Here is a 16,045-nt window from a genome sequence, read left to right as displayed (position 1 = left end):
CGAACTTTCAACCCATGTTTTACGAAACCGCTCTCAGGTCAACAATATCAGCGGCCCGTTCGCTCGGATTCCGGCTTCACGTGCGAAGCTGAAACATCCGCGGCCTATTGAAAAGACGGCGAGCGCGCATCCGGCAAACATGGAGGCGTCGGCAGGTCTCGGGCCAATGAGTGTCCGGCAAAGGTTGAGACGTGGCCGACACCATGTAGCTGGAGAAAAAAGATGGAACGACTGAAATTGCTTGGCGTGATCGCTCTTTGCGCAACCTTGGCGCCGGGAGCGGCTGCCTCTGCGCGCGGCGGCGGACATGGGGGCGGTGGACATGGGGGCGGTGGCGGACATTTCGGAGGCGGCGGCGGATTTCACGGTGGTGGGCACTTCGGAGGCGGCGGAGGCTTCCACGGCGGAGTTGGTCACTTCCGGGCCGCCGGCGGCTTCCATGGCGGTCAATTCCATCATGCCGGGTTCCGGCATCGCTACCGCCACGCATGGGCTTACGGCGGGGGTCTTGGCCTTGGCGGCGCCTACGCATTGGGCGCCTATTCGGGCTGGCCTTACTATGGCGGCTACGACGACGGCTTCTACGGCGATTATGACGACTCCGCTGATGGCTCATCCTATTGCGAACAAAAATATCGCTCGTACGACCCGGCTTCGGGAACGTATCTCGGGTACGATGGCAAGCGACACCCCTGCCCATAGCTCGATGTGGTGACATCTTCGAGCCGTGCTCGCCGGCACTTCGGGAGTCCCTGAGATCGCTGACGACGCACGGCCCGAATTGCCGGCGCGTTGCTGTTGCCAGTCTCCCCAGAGCAATATGGTTGTGACGAATGTCTTTAGGAGGCTGCTGATCAATCAGCTCATGATGCGTGGCGTTACGAAACCACCACGCTCCGCCCCTGGCGGCATCAAGCTAAGTGACCGAAAAGCTGGCGATCCCGGCATGACTCGAACATGCGACCTACGGTTTAGGAAACCGCCGCTCTATCCGGCTGAGCTACGGGACCGCGGAACCCGCTGGTACGGGTTCGATCCCGTCATAGCAGAGCAAAATGCGGTTCGCCAGCCGTCAGGCGGGCCGGACCATCGTCAACCTGAACAGGGCGGCTATACAATCGCTTCCAGGCCCCTCTCGGCGGAGCAGATCACATGATCGAAAGCATCAGCGCCATCACGCTCGGCACGCATGACATGGGGCGCGCCGTGCACTTCTACCGTTCGCTGGGGTTTGAGCTCCTGTATGGCGGCGAAGCCGCTGCATTCACCAGCTTTCGCGCCGGCACCGGCTATCTCAACCTGACGGCGCAGCCGGACGACAAGCGCTGGTCCTGGTGGGGCCGCATCATCTTCTACGTCGCCGATGTCGACGGGACCTACGAGCGCGCACGCGCCGCCGGATGGCAGCCGTCGACCACGCCGCGCGATGCAGAATGGGGTGAGCGCTACTTCCATCTCACCGACCCCGACGGCCATGAGCTCAGTTTCGCGCGGCCGTTGTCCTGACCGAATAAGTCACATCCGCTGACGTTCCCAACGCGCAGTAGCGCTGTCTCAGTCGCCGTGGCAAGCTCGGCGCGGTTGCCTCAAGCGAGAATTGTATCTGGGTTCTAACCAGGGAGGACGACCATGGTAACCTATGTCGTGCTGGCGAACTTCACTGATCAGGGAGTCCGCAACGTCAAGGACTCGCCGAAGCGGGCCGACGCCTTCAAGGAGATGGCCAAAACGTTCGGCGTGACCGTGAAAGAGATCGTCTGGACGCAGGGACGATATGACATTGTAACCGTTCTCGAGGCTCCAGATGAGGCTGCCGCGATGTCGCTGAGCCTTAGTCTCAGCGCACTCGGCAACGTCCGCACCGAAACGCTGCGCGCGTTTTCGGCGGCAGATATGACAAAGATCGTCGGCAAGATGCTCTGACGCTCAAGCCCGCGCGAACGAACTGGACCCGGGATGGCAATCCCGGGAATAGGCCTCTCATGCCTTGATATTGTTGTCCTTCACCACCTTGCCCCAATAGGCGACCTGCTTGTCGAAGAAGGTCTTGAAGGCGGCGCCGTCCTGGAGCAGCAGCGTCATCTGCTGGGTCTCCTTGAGCTGGGCGGCGGTCGCGGGCTCGCTCAGGATCTCCCTGGACGCCGTCGCCATGGCCGCGACGACATCCGGAGGCGTGCCCGTGGGCGCGAAGATGCCCCACCAGGCGAGCGTCTCGAAGTCCGGAAAGCCCGCCTCGATCGCAGTCGGCGTATCCGGCAGCGCCGGCAGGCGCTCGCGGCCGAGTTGCAGGATCGGCCGCAGCATGTTGGTGCCGAGCTGGGCCGAGACCAGCGCCGCCGATCCCGCGATCAGATCGACATGGCCGCCGAGCACGTCGTTCATCGCCGGGCCGCCGCCGCGATAGGGCACGTGCATGATCTCGACGCCGGCCTTGGTGCCGAGCACGGTCATGGCGAGATGGCCGAGCGTGCCGATGCCGACAGAGGCATATTTCACCGCGCCGGGTGTCGCCTTGCAGGCGGCGACCACGTCGGCAAAGCTCTTGTAGGGACGGCCGGCGCCGGCGGCGATCACGTAGGGTGCGGTCCCCACAAGCAGCACCGGCATCAGCTCGCGCTCGACATCGACCGGCGGCTTGTCGAGGATGGACGGGATCACCGCGTGGGAATCGAAGGTGACCAGGAACGTCGAGCCGTCCGCCGGGCTCTTGGCGACTTGCGCCGCGCCGAGCGCGCCGGCGGCGCCCGACTTGTTCTCGACCACGACGATGCGGTTGAGTTTTGTCTGCAGATTGGCCTGCAACAGCCGCGCCATCGCATCGGTCGATCCGCCCGGCGGAAACGGCACCACCAGCGTGATCTTGCCGGCCTGCGCCACCGCTGGCGCGATTGCGAGAATGGCGGGCGCTGCCAGCAGCGTGCGTCGTGTGATCGTCATGGTCCCCTCCCCTTTGGTTTTGCGCCTGGCTTTTGCTCTTTGGCGCTTAGGTCGTGCCGAAGCCCGACCCCGCTTTCTTGTATTCTGGCCGTGGTGGACTGAAAATGTCCAGCACGCGGGCCCCATCGGGGCCGGCGCGCATCGTGTGCGGGACGTTGCCGGGCGTGCGCCAGAAATCGCCCTTCTTTACCGGAATTTCCTCATCGCCCTGGACGCGGATGGCGGAGCCGTCGAGCAGCACGCCCCATTGCTCCTCGGGATGATGATGCAGCGTGCCCTGCGCATGCGGGGCCAGCGTCACCACCGACAGCATCGCCTGCTCGCCGGAGAAGATGCGCGTGGTGACCCCCGCCGCGAGCTCGCGAAACAGCCCGTCGCTGGGATCGTCAATGTTGTGAAACTCTTCCTTCTGGCTCACGCCGCCCTCCCCTTCATTCTGATCCGATCAGGATTTGCCATAGGAGCCCTGGTAGCGGCCCTCGCGGATCGCCTTCATGGTCTCCTCCTCACGCGCGACCTGGGCGCGGACGGCTTCCAGCAGCGCCGCGGCTCCGGCGGCGGGGAACGACACCACGCCGTCCTCATCGCCGACGACGATGTCGCCTGGCGAGATGACGCTGCCGCCGATCGTAACAGGCACGTTGATCTCGCCGGGGCCGTTCTTGTAGGGGCCGCGATGGATCACCGCGCGGGCGTAGCAGGGAAAGTCGTCAGCCGCGAAGGCGGCGACATCGCGGATCGCGCCGTCGATGACATAGCCCTCGGCTTTGCGCCACTGCGCGATGTTCTTCATGATCTCGCCGACCAGCGCGCGGGTCTCGTCGCCACCGCCGTCGACCACGATGACGTCGCCGGGACCGACCAGTTCAAGTGCGCGGTGGATGGCGAGATTGTCGCCGGGGCGGGTGCGCACGGTGAAGGCCGTCCCTACCAGCTTGCCACCGCGATGATAGGGTTTTAGCCCGACCGCGCCCGGCAGCCGGGCGAGATTGTCTGAAATGACCGAGGTCGGCGCGCCGCGAAAGCCCTCGATGATCTCGGCCGGCGGCTTCGGCACGCTGTTCGCTGCGATGGTGATCGTCATGTCTCAATCCTTCTGCATTCTTCTTATTCGGCGTGCGCCAGCGCCTTCGCCGGCCGAATCCGGAAGGCGCGCCCTTCCTTCATCCACGCCGCGCGCTCGTCGCGCAACAGGGTGCGGCGAACTTTTCCGGAATCATCGCGCGGTGGCGCGCTGACGATCTCGAAACTCTCGGGGTGCTTGTAGCGGCTCAGCCTGTCCTTCAAGAAGTCCGCCATGCCGTCGGCGATGGCCTGACCATCCGCGCCAGATTCGGGCTCGACGATGGCATGCACGCGCTGGCCCAATTCGGGATCGGGCAATCCCACGACGACGCAGGAGCGCACGCCAGGGCTCTCAGAGACCGCAGCCTCGACCTCCGCTGGATAGATGTTGGCGCCGCCGCGCAGCACCATGTCGGCGAGACGGTCGCCGAGATAGAGATAGCCTTCGGCGTCCAGCCGGCCGATGTCGCCGAGCGACTCCCAGCCGTCCGCGCGGCGCTTCGGCTCGGCGCCGAGATAATGATAGGTGGCATCCTTGCCGTCATTGTTGAGGAAATAGATCTCGCCGGTCTCGCCGGGCGCGACGTCGTTGCCGTCCTTGCCGACGATGCGCAAGCGCGCCATCTCCCCGATCTTGCCGACCGAGCCCTTGTGCGTCAGCCATTCCGTGCCTGATATGATGCAGGAGCCCTGGCGCTCGGTGCCGCCATAGAGCTCCCAGACGCGCTCAGGGCCGAGCCAGGCGATCCAGTTCTCCTTCAGCCAGGGCGGCATCGGAGCCGCCATGTGGAAGACGGTCTGAAGGCTCGACATGTCGTAAGCGTTGCGCACGCTCTCCGGCAACGCCCAGATCCGGTGCATCATGGTCGGCACGAAATTGACCCATTGCACGCGCTCGCGCGCGATCTGCCGCAGCGTCTCCTCGGCGTCGAACTTGACGAGGCCGGTGAGCTGGCCGCCGGTAAACAGCGCGTAGTGCGACACGATGAACGGCGCATTGTGGTAGAGCGGACCGGGATTGAGCAACGAGACGCCGAACGGGATGTTGAGCGGCGGCGCGGCGACCGTGTCGGTCACGGCCGGCTGATGATCGAGGATCACCTTTGGCCGGCGGTCGAGCCGCCGCTGGTCATGGCTTTCCAGTAGCGGGCCACCGGCGGATCGAGCGGCTCGTCCGAAAAACCTTCCGGCACGAAATCCGCCGGCAGGCGGTTCGGCGCGTTCCAGTCGGCCTCGCCGCCGACCACCAGCGCCGGCTTGAGAATGTCGAGCACCGCGGCGGCTTCGCCGCGCGGCAGCCGCCAGGACAGCGACGTCGGCGTCGCTCCGCACTTCCATACCGCAAAACGAGGTCTCAAAGAACGCGTTGCCGTTAGGCAAACCGATTGCGACAAAGTCGCCGGGCTTGACGCCCTTGGCCATGAACGCCCGTGCGCGCCGATTGGCACCGCGTTCGAGCTCGTCCCATGTCAGCGTATCCTGCCCGTGACGGACGGCGATCGTGCCTTGCGGTTTGCGTTGAGCGTACCAGCGAGGCACGTCGGACAGGGGCAGCAGCATCAGGTGTTTCCACTTCGTCTTCTTGGCGTCGTCTCAGGATGAGGCGTCGCGAGACGAAGTGTAACAGCCGGAGCCAAGCCTTCAAGGGATCTGGCTTCGAGAGATCTGCCTTCAAGGCATCTGCCCTCAAGGTATCAGCCTTCAAGACGTCTGCATCAGCGCTCCGCCCCGCAGCCCGGAATATCGAACAGCGCCGCGAGGCCGCATTTCGAGGTCAGCATCTTGTCGCCATCGTGGCCAACGCCGACGACGTCCCAGACCCGGTGATTGGGCGTGCCGCGGTCGCGCTTGGCCATCGCATCCGCATAAGCGTGGCCGCGGGCGTAGCGCGTGGGACCTTGCGCCTCGGCCATGCAGCTCTTGTCCAGTGCGGAGTGCTTCGGATTGGTGTCGAGCGTGCCGAGCAGATAGATCACCTCACGCTCGACATAGCGGTGCTCCAGCGCTATCGGCGTTGCGTTCGCAAGATAGGGCGGACGCCCGTCCATGCCGTATTTCCAATTGTTGTAGCCCGGGCAGGATGCGGCGATCGCCGGCACGGGCCGCGTGTTGCTGAAATAAGCGTAGGAGGAGGGATTGGCGACGACGTAGCGGACATCGATATGCTGGCGCGACAGCGCCGCCTCGCCTTTGCCGGCGATGGCATAGCGTTGCGCGACCTGGCCACCGCCGGAATGGCCGGCGACGACGACCTGCTTCAGGTTCGGGAAGATGCGCCGGTCCGAGAGTTTTACGAGGATCGCATCGAGCGCATCGAAGGATGAGACCGGATTCGGCGCCAGCGCGGCGTCGCCGCCCTCCCATCCCTCCAGCGACCAGCGCAGCGTATCCGCGGGCAGCTTGTGCGCGTCGATATCGATCTCCGCCAGAAACTGCGGGACGATCATCAGCGCGCTCTTGCCGTCGTCGCCCGCCGCAACCTGCGCAGTATGGGCCGACATGTAATATTCGTCGGCATTGCGCAGGCGTCCGTGCAGCACGATGATGGCGCGCGAGATCGCCGGCAGCGGCAGCGACCAGTCGCTGGAGAGATAGAGCGGCAGCATTCCCTGGCCGCCGACCGAGAGCCGCGCGTCGGCGATCGCCCTCACCGGCTTGCGGTTGGGCGCTTCTTCGTCCGCCGCGAACGCATGGCTGGAAATGAACGCCAATGTGATTGCGGCGAGGCGGGCCAACGCTCTCATGACGGATATTCCCCTTCGAATTCAAACCAATAAAGTCTAAGCCGATCATGTGCCGCGCGGCTGTGACTCCCGCGCCACGTCAAGCAAAAAATGTCAGCATTCCAGCCATGAAATTCCCGAGTTCCACGGGTGACAAGCCGGCGATAAAGGGGCAAAAATCGGACCCGACTCAGTTCGGGTTGAGTTTTGCAAGGAATGCTCTCGTAGAATGTCGGACGTAGTTGCATCGCGTCGTGCGGCGCTTGTCGTTGCCGCAGCAGGATTTTTTCTGCTGACGCCGGTGCATGCCCACGCCCAATGGTGGAAGCGCGCGCCCGTCGATTTCGAGGAATGCGCCGACGCCGCCGAGAAGGCCGCGAACAAGACCGAGAAGACGGCTGCGCTTGCCGATTGCAACGCCAAGTTCGCCGGCCGCCGCAAGCCAGGCGGCGGCTATTCCTATTACGATTTCCTCCAGGACCGTACCTTCGACATCGCAGGCCCCAATCCGACGCCGGAGGAGCAGAAGAAGATCGACGAATCCTACACCGCCTACCTCGCCAATCAGCGCCGCAGCAATGAAGCCGCCCAAGCCGCCGCGCGTCAGCAGCGTGAGCAGCAGGAACAAGCGCGGCAGCAGCAGGTCGCACTGCGAACCGAGGTCGAGCGCGTGTCCGTCCCGGTCGCGCGCGTGCCTGTCCCGGTCGAGCGGCCGAAGGTGCAGCAGTCCGTGAGCCCGCGACCGAAGGGCGCGCCCTGCACCAAGGGCTCGTTCTCCTGCGAATGGCCGCGGCTATCGGAAAGCTTGAGCGATCTGAAGAAGCTGTTCACCCCGGCGCCAAGCAAGCCGGCGAAGAAGGGGTAAGCTCCTCGCGCAGCAAACTCCGCTGTCGTCCCGGACAAGCGGAGCGCTGATCCGGGACGACAGCGGGAGTGTGGCGTCAGTTCGGCTGCTTCTTCTTGCTGCGCTTCGGTTTGACCACCGGCGCACGCGCGGGCTCTGTTGTCGTCGGCGAATTGCCCAACTGCGACCTGCTCTCCTGCAACCGCCTGTCATAGCCGGGCGAGTTCACGACCGTTGGTGGCCTTGCGTAGGCGAGCGTCGACGCGGCGCAGAGCGCGGCCAGCGCGAGCCCAATCATCAGACAACGCCGCATCGTTGCTCCTCCCGCCGCCCGGCTCGCCCTCAGGCCACGCCGCGGATCTGCTGCGGCGTCAGCCGCGGCGGACCATTGCCTGCCGTCTCGGCCTGCTTGATCAGCGCAACAATACGGCGCATCAGCGGCACGTCGACGTTGTTCTGCTCGGCGAGCGCGATGACTGCGCCCTGGAGATAGTCGATCTCGGTCTTGCGGCCCTGCTTCAGGTCCTGCCACATCGAGGAGCGCGCCTCGGGATCGATCTTCATCGTGCGCCCCAGGATCGCATTGAAGATCACATCGGGCAGCCTCAGCAGGGTCGGCGTCCACCTCAGCGGGATCGGCGTCGCCGAGGCCGGCGCGATGCCGGCGGCCTTCATCGCAGCCACGCCTTCGGCCATCTGGTCGGCGAACAGTTTTCGCCAGTCGCGGTTCGCCAGTTGCGCGGCGAGCGGCATGTCGGACAGCGCGCTGAGCGCATTGTTCAAATTGATGATCAGCTTGCCCCATTGCACGCCGGTGATGTCACGGCTTGCGCGCACGGTGAGGCCGGGCACCGACAGCGCTGCGGCCGTATTCGCCTCATCCTCGCCGACATGGATGTCGCCGGACGTCGAGCGGTGAAAGCGCCCCTCGCCCATCGCGATCACGTTGAACGGCACCATGCCGGCGAGCACGCGCCGGCCGCCGAGCCGCTCGCGCAGAACCGCGACATTGCCGACGCCGTTCTGCAGGGAGACGATGACGGCGTCCTGCGGCGCGTGCCGGGCAATCTGGTCCGCGACATCGGCGGTGTCGGCACTCTTCACCGTGACCAGCACGATGCCGGCGTTGTGAAAGATCGCGGGATCCTCCGACAGCGCCAGCTGGCCCGCGCCGAGCTTCTGCTCGGAGCCGTCGAAATCGGTCAGCCGCAGGCCGAACCGCTCGATCTCGGTTTTGACCCGCGGCCGCACCAGCAGCGCGACGCGGCGCCCTCCGGCCGCCAGCTGGCCTCCGACGAAACAGCCGATGGCGCCCGCGCCGGCCACCACGATCGGTCGATCCGCAACCACCTGACCTTGCTCCCTTGAATGACCTGCCCTCGATAGCAGAGGCAACGCCGGCTGCCCATCGGTTGCGGTGCATTCGCCTTGTAACCGTCATGAGAGCCTCATATGTTTTTGCCCCGGGGGCTGTCACCGGCGAGAACTCGCCGACGAGAACGCCAAAGGAGAGCACCATGGGTCTACTCGACGTCCTCAACGGCATGCAGAACGGCCCCCGCGGCCCGAGCACGCCCAGCTCTGAGCAATCCTCCGGCGGCATGTCGCCAATGACCATGGCGCTGCTCGGCCTGATCGCCTGGAAGGCCTTCAAGCATCTGACGGCAGGCCAGCCCGACGCGGCGCCGGCGCCGCAGCAGCGCTCGCCGCTGCCGCCTCCGACGCCTGTCAATACGGGCAGCAGCGCTGTTCCCGGCGGTCCCGGTGGTAGCGGCGGCCTCAGCGATCTGCTCAAGGGCGGCCTCGGCGGCCTGCTCGCGGGCGGCGCCGCCGGCAGCGTGCTCAGCGGCGGCCTCGGCGATCTCCTCAACCAGCTCCAGCAGGGCGGCCACGGCGAGACCGCGAGCACCTGGGTCGGCAAGGGCGAGAACAAGGCGATCGCGCCCGGCGATCTCGCCAGCGCCCTCGGCGCCGACCAGATCCAAAGCCTGTCCGCCCAGAGCGGCCTGTCGCGCGACGAGCTGCTCTCCGGCCTCAGCCAGTATCTGCCACAGGTGATCGACCACCTGACGCCGGACGGACGGCTGCCGACCGAGAACGAGCTCTCGGGCAGACTTTAATCGAACCTTGATCTACGCATTCTCGGGAAGGGGAGCACTGACATGAGCATGGGCGGCCTGTTGTGGATCATCGTCGTCGGCTTCATCGCCGGCCTCATCGCGCGCTGGCTGGCGCCGGGACCGAACAACCCGAGCGGCTTTATCCTCACCACCATCCTCGGCATCGCCGGTGCGTTTCTTGCGACCTTCATCGGACAGGCGATCGGGCACTACAGCCCAGACCAGGGCGCCGGCTTCATCATGGCCACGATCGGCGCGGTGGTGGTGCTGTTCATCTGGCACCGGCTGGTCGCGAGCGGCGTGATCAAAGGATAGCGGTGCGGGACGTCGGGCACGACGCCGCCCTCGCACTCCGTCATTGCGAGGAGCCCTTGCGACGAAGCAATCCAGACTGTCCGCGCGGACGCTCTCTGGATTGCTTCGCTTCGCTCGCAATGACGAATTAAGTAATCAGATGCATCCCCGCATCCATGCGCACGACCTCGCCGGTCATGTTGCTCGACGCCGGCGTTGCCAGGAAGCAGACGAGCTGCGCGATATCATTCGCGGATGAAGCGACCTTCAGCGGCACCTTCGCCACCACGCTGTCGCGCACCTGCTTGGCGCCGGCCTCGCCGCGGCCCTTGGTGAACCAGGGCGTGTCGATATAGCCGGGACACACCGTGTTGACGCGGATCAGCGGCGCCAGCGCGCGTGACAGCGACAACGTCATCGTGTTGAGCGCGCCCTTGCTCGCGGCATAGGCGATCGACGAGCCGACGCCGCTGATGCCCGCAACCGAGGACACGTTGACCACGGCGGACGGCCGCTCCGAAGCCTTCGCGCCGGCCTCGAGCAGGCTGCGCGCCGCGCGCACCATCTGGAACGGGCCGATCGTGTTGACGCCGTACAAGCGCTGGAAATCTTCAGCCGACAATCCATCGAGATCGGCATGCGCAACATGCTTGGTGATGCCGGCATTGTTGACGAGCACGTCGAGCCGGCCCCAGCCGCTGGCCGCCGCGACGATCTTGCGGCAATCCTCGTCGCGCGAGACGTCGCCCTGCGCGACCAGGACTTCCGCCGCCCCCGCCTTGCGGCAGAGTTCGGCCGTGGCCTCGGCTTCCTTCTGGCTCGAGGAATAGTTGATGACGAGCCGCGCCCCGCTCCGCGCGAGAATTTCCGCAGTCGCTGCACCAAGTCCGGATGCGGACCCCGTCACGATTGCGCACAAGCCATCTTTTGCCATCCGGATTTCCTTCCCCTTGATTGAATACAAGCCTTAAGCAGCTGGCCCTGTTTAGCGAGTTTGCCGCGCCCTGCAAATCGACCAAACTCCGCTAAGCGGAATTAGTCCATAGCAGCTCTTGCGCCCATGCCGGAGCCGCAGATGGGCCTGCGGTCAACGCTTGTCAGGGCCATGGCTTTTTCGGATCATCGGGCGCAAGAAGAGACCGCGCGCCGCGCCGACCGGACGGAACGCGCCAATGGCAAAACACGGGGAACGCTGTGGCGGAGAGTGACAATATCGTCGTCGAGACCGCGGAGAAAATCTTCGCCGATCTCGCCGATCCGCAGACCATCAACAACGATAAGAAGGGTTCGTGGCAGGCGCCGCTGTGGCAGGCGCTGAGCGAAGCCGGCTTGCCTTTGTCCTGGGTGCCTGACGATCTCGGTGGCTCCGGCGCCAGCCTTGCCGACGGCTTTGCGCTGCTGAACGCCGCCGGCCGCTTCGCAGTCGCGGTTCCCCTGGCCGAGACCATGCTGGCGGGCTGGTTGCTCGCGCAGGCGAAAATCGCCTCACCGGAAGGTGAGATGACGGTGCTCCCGGCCTCGCCGAAGGACCGCATCACGCTCGATGCCGACGGCGCGCTCTCCGGCCGCGCCCGCGGCGTGCCCTTTGCCAAGGCGGCGAAGCACTTTGCGGTGCTGGCGCACGGCAAGGATGGGATCTCGATTGCCTTGGTCGATGCGAGCAAGGGCCGGATCGAATCCGGACTCAATGTCGGCTACGACCACAGCGATACCGTGACGCTCGACAAGGTCCAGCCCGTCACCGTCAAGCCCGCGAAGGGCTTTGACCAGACCACGCTCATGCTGATGGGCGGCGTTGCACGCAGCCTTCAGATCGCGGGCGCGCTGGAAGCGATGCTCGACATCTCCGTGCGCTATTCCAACGAGCGCGTCGCGTTCGAGAAGAAGATCTCGAAGTTTCAGGCCGTGCAGCACAACCTCGCCCGTCTCGCCGGCGAATCCGCCGCGGCGCTTGCGGCCGCGACGTCGGCAGCCGATGCCATCGCGAACGCAAAATCGTTTGACGACGAGGTCTATCTCGAGGCTGCCTCGGCAAAGATCCGCTGCGCGGAAGCCGCGGAGAAAGGCGGCGCCATCGCGCATCAGGTGCACGGCGCCATCGGCTTCACCAGCGAGCACATCCTGCACCGCTTTTCGCTGCGGGCGCTGGCCTGGCGCGACGATTTCGGTTCTGAGAGTCACTGGGCCGTCGAGCTCGGCAAGCTGGTGGCAAACCGCGGCGCCGATGAATTGTGGCCGCTCGTAGCTTCGCGCTGATCAGGGGACGAGACAACAATGACCGCTGCCCTTCGTTTCGATCCGATCCGCCTGCCCGAGAAGTGCGAGCAACTGCGCAAGGAAGTGCGCGCCTTCCTCGCCGAGGAAATCGCCGCCGGCACCTTCGATCCGCACAAGCCCAACCGCGAGGACACCGACGCGCCGGAATTTTCCCGCCGGGTCGGGGCCAAGGGCTGGCTCGGGATGACCTGGCCGAAGAAATATGGCGGCCAGGAGCGCTCCTTCCTCGAACGCTACGTGGTGACCGAGGAAATGCGCGTCGCCAACGCGCCGACGCGGCGTTTCTTCGTCGCCGACCGCCAGAGCGGGCCGGTGCTAATCAAATACGCGCCCGAGCACATCAAGATGGATATCCTGCCGCGCATCTGCCGCGGCGAGATCTGCTTTGCGATCGGCATGAGCGAGCCGAATTCCGGCTCCGACCTGTTCGCGGCCAAGACGCGCGCGACCAAGACCGACGGCGGCTACCTCATCAACGGCACCAAGATCTGGACCTCGTCGGCGCACATCGCCGACTACATGATCGCGATCTTCCGGACCTCGCAGCCGACCAAGGAAAACCGCCGTCACGGCCTGACGCAGTTTCTGGTCAAGATGAAGCAGCCGGGCATCCAGGTGAACCCGATCGGCCAGATCACCGGCCAGTACGAGTTCAACGAGGTCGTCTTCACCGACTTCTTCGTGCCCGATGATCACGTGCTCGGCGAAGTCGACGGTGCCTGGAAGCAGGCGACGAGCGAGCTCGCCTATGAGCGTTCGGGCCCCGAGCGTTTTCTGGAGACCTATTACGTGCTGACCGAGCTGGTGCGCGCGGTTGGCCCCAATCCGGATACGCGCAGCGCCGAAGGCATCGGCCGTCTCGTGGCGCAGCTCCACACCATGCGGCGCATGTCGGTCTCGGTTGCGGGCATGCTGCAGGCCGGCAAGGAGCCGGTGGTGGAGGCGTCCATCGTCAAGGACATCGGCACGGTCTGGGAGCAGCAGCTTCCGCACCGCGTGCGCGATCTCGCCGCCTTCGTCGAGGAGACCGCGACCAACCGCGAGACGCTGGAGCGGCAGCTCGACTTCGCCATCAAGACCGCACCGAAACTCACCATCCAGGGCGGCACCACCGAGGTGCTGCGCGGCATCATCGCGCGCGGACTTGGCCTGCGCTAGTCGCGCGGACTTGGTTTGCGCTAATTCAATCGAGGATCGTAATGAGCACCTATAAAGATATCGGCGTCGAAAAAGTTGGCCACGTCGGCACCATCGAGATCCGCCGCCCGCCGCTGAACTTCTTCGATATCTCGCTGATCAACCAGATCGCGGATGCACTCGACGAGTTCGATCGCGACATCGAGATCCGCGCATCCGTGCTGTCGGCACAAGGCAAGGCATTCTGCGCCGGCGCCAATTTCGGCGATCCGGCGCGGCAGGCGCAGGAAGCGCGCGAGGCCGAGAAGAAGGGCGACCCGGCCGACAACCTCGGCCCGATCAACCATCTCTACATCCAGGCCGTGCGCATCTTCCGCGCCAAGAAGCCGATCGTCGCGGCCGTGCAGGGCGCGGCCATCGGCGGCGGGCTCGGTCTCGCAGTGTCGGCCGACTTCCGCGTCACCTGCCCGGAAGCGCGCTTCTCCGCCAACTTCACGAAGCTCGGTTTCCATCCGGGCTTCGGCCTGACCGTGACGCTGCCCGAGCTGATCGGCAAGAACAACGCCGAGCTGATGTTCTACACCAGCCGCCGCGTCACCGGCGAAGAGGCCGTCAAGTGGGGCCTCGCCAACGAGCTGGTGCCGCAGGACCAGGTGAAGGCCGGCGCGACGAAGCTCGCCGCCGAGATCGCCGAATGCTCCCCGCTCGGCCTCCTCTCCACCCGCGCCACGATGCGCGCCAACCTCGCCGACCGCGTGATGGCCGCGACCAATCACGAGCTCGCCGAGCAGACGCGCTTGCGCGCGACGGAAGACTTCAAGGAAGGCGTCAAGGCGACGGAAGAGCGCCGCGCGGCGAATTTCAAGGGAAGGTGATTGCGGCGACGTCTCGCCGTATTACTTTGGCGTTGCCACAACCTCCCTGTCGTCCCTGCGAAAGCAGGGACCCATAACCACAGGGAGGAGTTGTGGCGCGAAGCTGGTCAACACGAGTCTTCGCCAAACCACTCCCTGTGGTTATGGGTCCCGGATCTGCGCTTCGCTTGTCCGGGACGACAGCGGTGTATGAGGCAACCGCTCAAGCCGCAAGCCGGAACGTCACCCCGCCGAGCAAAAACTCGCTCCCCGCAATCGCGAGCCCTTTCGCCTTCGCGGCATGCAGCACGCTCGCGACATCCGCCACCCGGAACTCCAGCGCGCTCATGATCTCGCTGGCGCCCTTCACGAAATGGAAGGTGGCATTGGGCAGTTTCAATTCGGCGCCGCCACTCGGTACGACCCCGATGATCTTCCCCCAATGTTCCGCGAGCCCCTGAGGATCCGGGCTCTGCATCTCCACGCCCGTCAGCGCCTGCGTCACATCCTTGCGGATGAACTTTTGCCAGTCCGGCCCCGCGGGCGGATACGACCCCAGAATATCGTCGCTGCCTTTGGTATGGTTGAATTCGATGAAGGCGGCGCGGCAGTCGCGGGGGTGGAGCTGCACGCCGTGATAGGGCGCGTGGTCGATCACGTTGGCGGTGCGCACGCCCATCGCATTGGCGTTGCGGCCGCGTTCGTCCGGATCGTTGCAGCAGAAGATCGCCATATAGCCGCCGCGGCCGCCGGTCTTCTCGATGAAGCGGCCGGCGGTGGTGCCGCCCTTGGACGGCGCGACCACCTCCAGCAGGATCGTGTCGACCGGGAGCAGCGCGTTCTCCAGGCCGTATTTAGCGACATTGCCATCGCGGTAGCAGACGTCGAGGCCCATGATCCCGGCGATGTCGGAGACCACAGGCGCGAGCTGCGGCGCGACGAGGCAGATCTGCCGGAGCCGCATATAGGGCGCCATCGTCATGCGCCCTTGAAGGTCGGCTTGCGCTTCTCGACAAAGGCCTTCGCGGCTTCCTTGTGATCCTCGGTGTCGCTGCAACGGGTGTGATGGATCGCCTCGCCGTCGAAGCAATCTTCCAGCGCCAGATGCTCGGCGTTGTTGATGTTGCGCTTGATGAAGCCGAGCGCGATCGATGGCCCCTGCGCCAGCGACAGCGCGAGCTCGTGTGCGGCGGCATCGATCTCGGCGTCGGGAACGACTTTCGTCACCATGCCGATCGCATGCGCCTCTTTCGCGGTCAGCACCGGCGACATCAGATAGAGCTCGCGCGCCCGCGCGCTGCCGAGCAGCTGCGTCAGGAAATAGGTGCCGCCATAATCGCCGGAGAAGCCGACCTTGGCGAAGGCGGTCGTGATCTTGCAGGATTCGCTAGCGATGCGCAGGTCGCAGGACAGCGCCATGGAAAGGCCGGCGCCGGCTGCCGCGCCGTCGAGCTGCGCCACCACGGGCTTCGGCATCTGGTGCAGGATGCGCGAGACCTCCATGCCGCGGCGCAGGTTCGCCATTTTCACTTCAAACGGCAGCGGCGCGCGGCCTGCCGCCATCGACTTGACGTCGCCGCCGACGCAGAACGAGCCGCCCGCGCCTTTGAACAGCACCGCGCGCACCTCGGGATCGTCGGCCGCGCGCCGCGCGGCCTCGACCAGCCCTGCGACCATATCAGGGTTGAGCGCGTTCTTCCGCTCCGGGCGGTTCATCGTGATGGTGAGCAGCCCGCCTTCGAGCTTTTGCAGGACCATGTCGTTCATGGGACGTCTCCCTTGTTGTTGTTTTGC

The 16,045-nt window shown here is 65.3% G+C and carries 19 protein-coding genes, 1 tRNA gene and 1 pseudogene; 9 read left to right on the top strand and 12 right to left on the bottom strand.

Translation table 11 applies throughout. The features are described 5' to 3' along the window. Positions 1 to 33: 33 nt before the first annotated feature. Positions 34 to 459, bottom strand: a complete 426-nt coding sequence (locus tag AB7290_RS03460; protein ID WP_354078384.1) for a hypothetical protein — start codon at positions 457 to 459, stop codon at positions 34 to 36. A 72-nt stretch (positions 460 to 531) separates the two neighbouring features. Here AB7290_RS03460 and AB7290_RS03455 point away from each other — a divergent pair, with 72 nt between their 5' ends. Further along, on the top strand, positions 532 to 702 hold the full coding sequence (locus AB7290_RS03455) for a BA14K family protein (protein WP_245343971.1): 171 nt from the start codon (positions 532 to 534) through the stop codon (positions 700 to 702). Positions 703 to 933: 231 nt separating this feature from the next. On the opposite strand, the gene AB7290_RS03450 is transcribed toward AB7290_RS03455, so the two are convergent. Then, positions 934 to 1,010, bottom strand: a tRNA-Arg gene (locus AB7290_RS03450). Positions 1,011 to 1,152: 142 nt separating this feature from the next. On the opposite strand from AB7290_RS03450, the gene AB7290_RS03445 reads away from it, so the two are divergent. Together AB7290_RS03445 and AB7290_RS03440 are read left to right on the top strand one after the other, a co-directional pair. Next, entirely contained in the window at positions 1,153 to 1,506 is a 354-nt protein-coding gene (locus AB7290_RS03445; protein WP_063980666.1) for a VOC family protein, read from the top strand. Between the two features lie 123 nt (positions 1,507 to 1,629). After that, entirely contained in the window at positions 1,630 to 1,923 is a 294-nt protein-coding gene (locus AB7290_RS03440; RefSeq protein ID WP_085399163.1) for a GYD domain-containing protein, read from the top strand. A gap of 57 nt (positions 1,924 to 1,980) precedes the next feature. Here the strand turns inward: AB7290_RS03440 and AB7290_RS03435 are convergent, their stop codons facing one another. The 5 genes and pseudogenes from AB7290_RS03435 to AB7290_RS03415 form a co-directional block, all read right to left on the bottom strand. Further along, positions 1,981 to 2,937: a tripartite tricarboxylate transporter substrate-binding protein gene (locus AB7290_RS03435; RefSeq protein WP_085399164.1), complete on the bottom strand. Its 957-nt coding sequence runs from the start codon at positions 2,935 to 2,937 to the stop codon at positions 1,981 to 1,983. A 46-nt stretch (positions 2,938 to 2,983) separates the two neighbouring features. Next, positions 2,984 to 3,355 carry a dimethylsulfonioproprionate lyase family protein gene (locus tag AB7290_RS03430; RefSeq protein WP_085399165.1) on the bottom strand — a complete coding sequence of 124 codons (372 nt, stop codon included), beginning with the start codon at positions 3,353 to 3,355 and terminating at the stop codon, positions 2,984 to 2,986. Between the two features lie 27 nt (positions 3,356 to 3,382). Further along, the gene (locus tag AB7290_RS03425) at positions 3,383 to 4,021 is read right to left on the bottom strand and encodes an RraA family protein (protein WP_085399166.1); all 639 of its coding nucleotides are present in this window, start codon (positions 4,019 to 4,021) and stop codon (positions 3,383 to 3,385) included. Positions 4,022 to 4,044: 23 nt separating this feature from the next. Continuing rightward, positions 4,045 to 5,562, bottom strand: a pseudogene (locus AB7290_RS03420) (AMP-binding protein). 155 nt (positions 5,563 to 5,717) lie between these two features. Next, entirely contained in the window at positions 5,718 to 6,746 is a 1,029-nt protein-coding gene (locus tag AB7290_RS03415; RefSeq protein ID WP_085399167.1) for an alpha/beta hydrolase, read from the bottom strand. A 208-nt stretch (positions 6,747 to 6,954) separates the two neighbouring features. On the opposite strand from AB7290_RS03415, the gene AB7290_RS03410 reads away from it, so the two are divergent. Next, positions 6,955 to 7,590, top strand: a complete 636-nt coding sequence (locus AB7290_RS03410) for a hypothetical protein (protein WP_085399168.1) — start codon at positions 6,955 to 6,957, stop codon at positions 7,588 to 7,590. Between the two features lie 76 nt (positions 7,591 to 7,666). On the opposite strand, the gene AB7290_RS03405 is transcribed toward AB7290_RS03410, so the two are convergent. After that, complete coding sequence (locus AB7290_RS03405) at positions 7,667 to 7,882, bottom strand: hypothetical protein (RefSeq protein WP_085399169.1); 216 nt, start codon at positions 7,880 to 7,882, stop codon at positions 7,667 to 7,669. Positions 7,883 to 7,911: 29 nt separating this feature from the next. After that, positions 7,912 to 8,919, bottom strand: coding sequence for a 2-dehydropantoate 2-reductase (locus AB7290_RS03400; protein ID WP_085399170.1), 1,008 nt, complete (start codon positions 8,917 to 8,919; stop codon positions 7,912 to 7,914). A 167-nt stretch (positions 8,920 to 9,086) separates the two neighbouring features. Here AB7290_RS03400 and AB7290_RS03395 point away from each other — a divergent pair, with 167 nt between their 5' ends. Together AB7290_RS03395 and AB7290_RS03390 are read left to right on the top strand one after the other, a co-directional pair. Beyond that, the gene (locus AB7290_RS03395) at positions 9,087 to 9,689 is read left to right on the top strand and encodes a YidB family protein (RefSeq protein ID WP_063980657.1); all 603 of its coding nucleotides are present in this window, start codon (positions 9,087 to 9,089) and stop codon (positions 9,687 to 9,689) included. Positions 9,690 to 9,731: 42 nt separating this feature from the next. Beyond that, positions 9,732 to 10,004 (top strand): GlsB/YeaQ/YmgE family stress response membrane protein, encoded by a 273-nt coding sequence (locus AB7290_RS03390; protein WP_080586664.1) that lies wholly within the window; start codon positions 9,732 to 9,734, stop codon positions 10,002 to 10,004. Positions 10,005 to 10,131: 127 nt separating this feature from the next. Here AB7290_RS03390 and AB7290_RS03385 read toward each other — a convergent pair whose 3' ends face one another. After that, positions 10,132 to 10,917: an SDR family NAD(P)-dependent oxidoreductase gene (locus AB7290_RS03385; protein ID WP_038934418.1), complete on the bottom strand. Its 786-nt coding sequence runs from the start codon at positions 10,915 to 10,917 to the stop codon at positions 10,132 to 10,134. A gap of 260 nt (positions 10,918 to 11,177) precedes the next feature. Between AB7290_RS03385 and AB7290_RS03380 the strand changes: the two genes are divergently transcribed. From AB7290_RS03380 to AB7290_RS03370, 3 genes are read left to right on the top strand one after another with little or no spacing between them, the layout of a single operon-like run. Next, positions 11,178 to 12,239: an acyl-CoA dehydrogenase family protein gene (locus AB7290_RS03380; protein ID WP_085399171.1), complete on the top strand. Its 1,062-nt coding sequence runs from the start codon at positions 11,178 to 11,180 to the stop codon at positions 12,237 to 12,239. An 18-nt stretch (positions 12,240 to 12,257) separates the two neighbouring features. Continuing rightward, complete coding sequence (locus AB7290_RS03375) at positions 12,258 to 13,418, top strand: acyl-CoA dehydrogenase family protein (RefSeq protein WP_008133127.1); 1,161 nt, start codon at positions 12,258 to 12,260, stop codon at positions 13,416 to 13,418. Between the two features lie 41 nt (positions 13,419 to 13,459). Then, complete coding sequence (locus AB7290_RS03370; protein ID WP_085399172.1) at positions 13,460 to 14,272, top strand: enoyl-CoA hydratase/isomerase family protein; 813 nt, start codon at positions 13,460 to 13,462, stop codon at positions 14,270 to 14,272. Between the two features lie 202 nt (positions 14,273 to 14,474). Here AB7290_RS03370 and AB7290_RS03365 read toward each other — a convergent pair whose 3' ends face one another. Both AB7290_RS03365 and AB7290_RS03360 read right to left on the bottom strand, forming a co-directional pair. Continuing rightward, on the bottom strand, positions 14,475 to 15,227 hold the full coding sequence (locus AB7290_RS03365) for a hypothetical protein (protein ID WP_085399191.1): 753 nt from the start codon (positions 15,225 to 15,227) through the stop codon (positions 14,475 to 14,477). 2 nt (positions 15,228 to 15,229) lie between these two features. Beyond that, a complete protein-coding gene (locus AB7290_RS03360; protein WP_038943861.1) occupies positions 15,230 to 16,018 on the bottom strand; it encodes an enoyl-CoA hydratase in 789 nt (262 codons plus the stop codon). Positions 16,019 to 16,045 lie beyond the last annotated feature (27 nt).

It is taken from the genome of Bradyrhizobium sp. 613_E4_N2_2 (genome assembly GCF_052075995.1).
In the GTDB taxonomy this organism is placed as follows: domain Bacteria; phylum Pseudomonadota; class Alphaproteobacteria; order Rhizobiales; family Xanthobacteraceae; genus Bradyrhizobium; species Bradyrhizobium barranii.
This window is presented reverse-complemented; position numbering and strand designations above follow the sequence as displayed.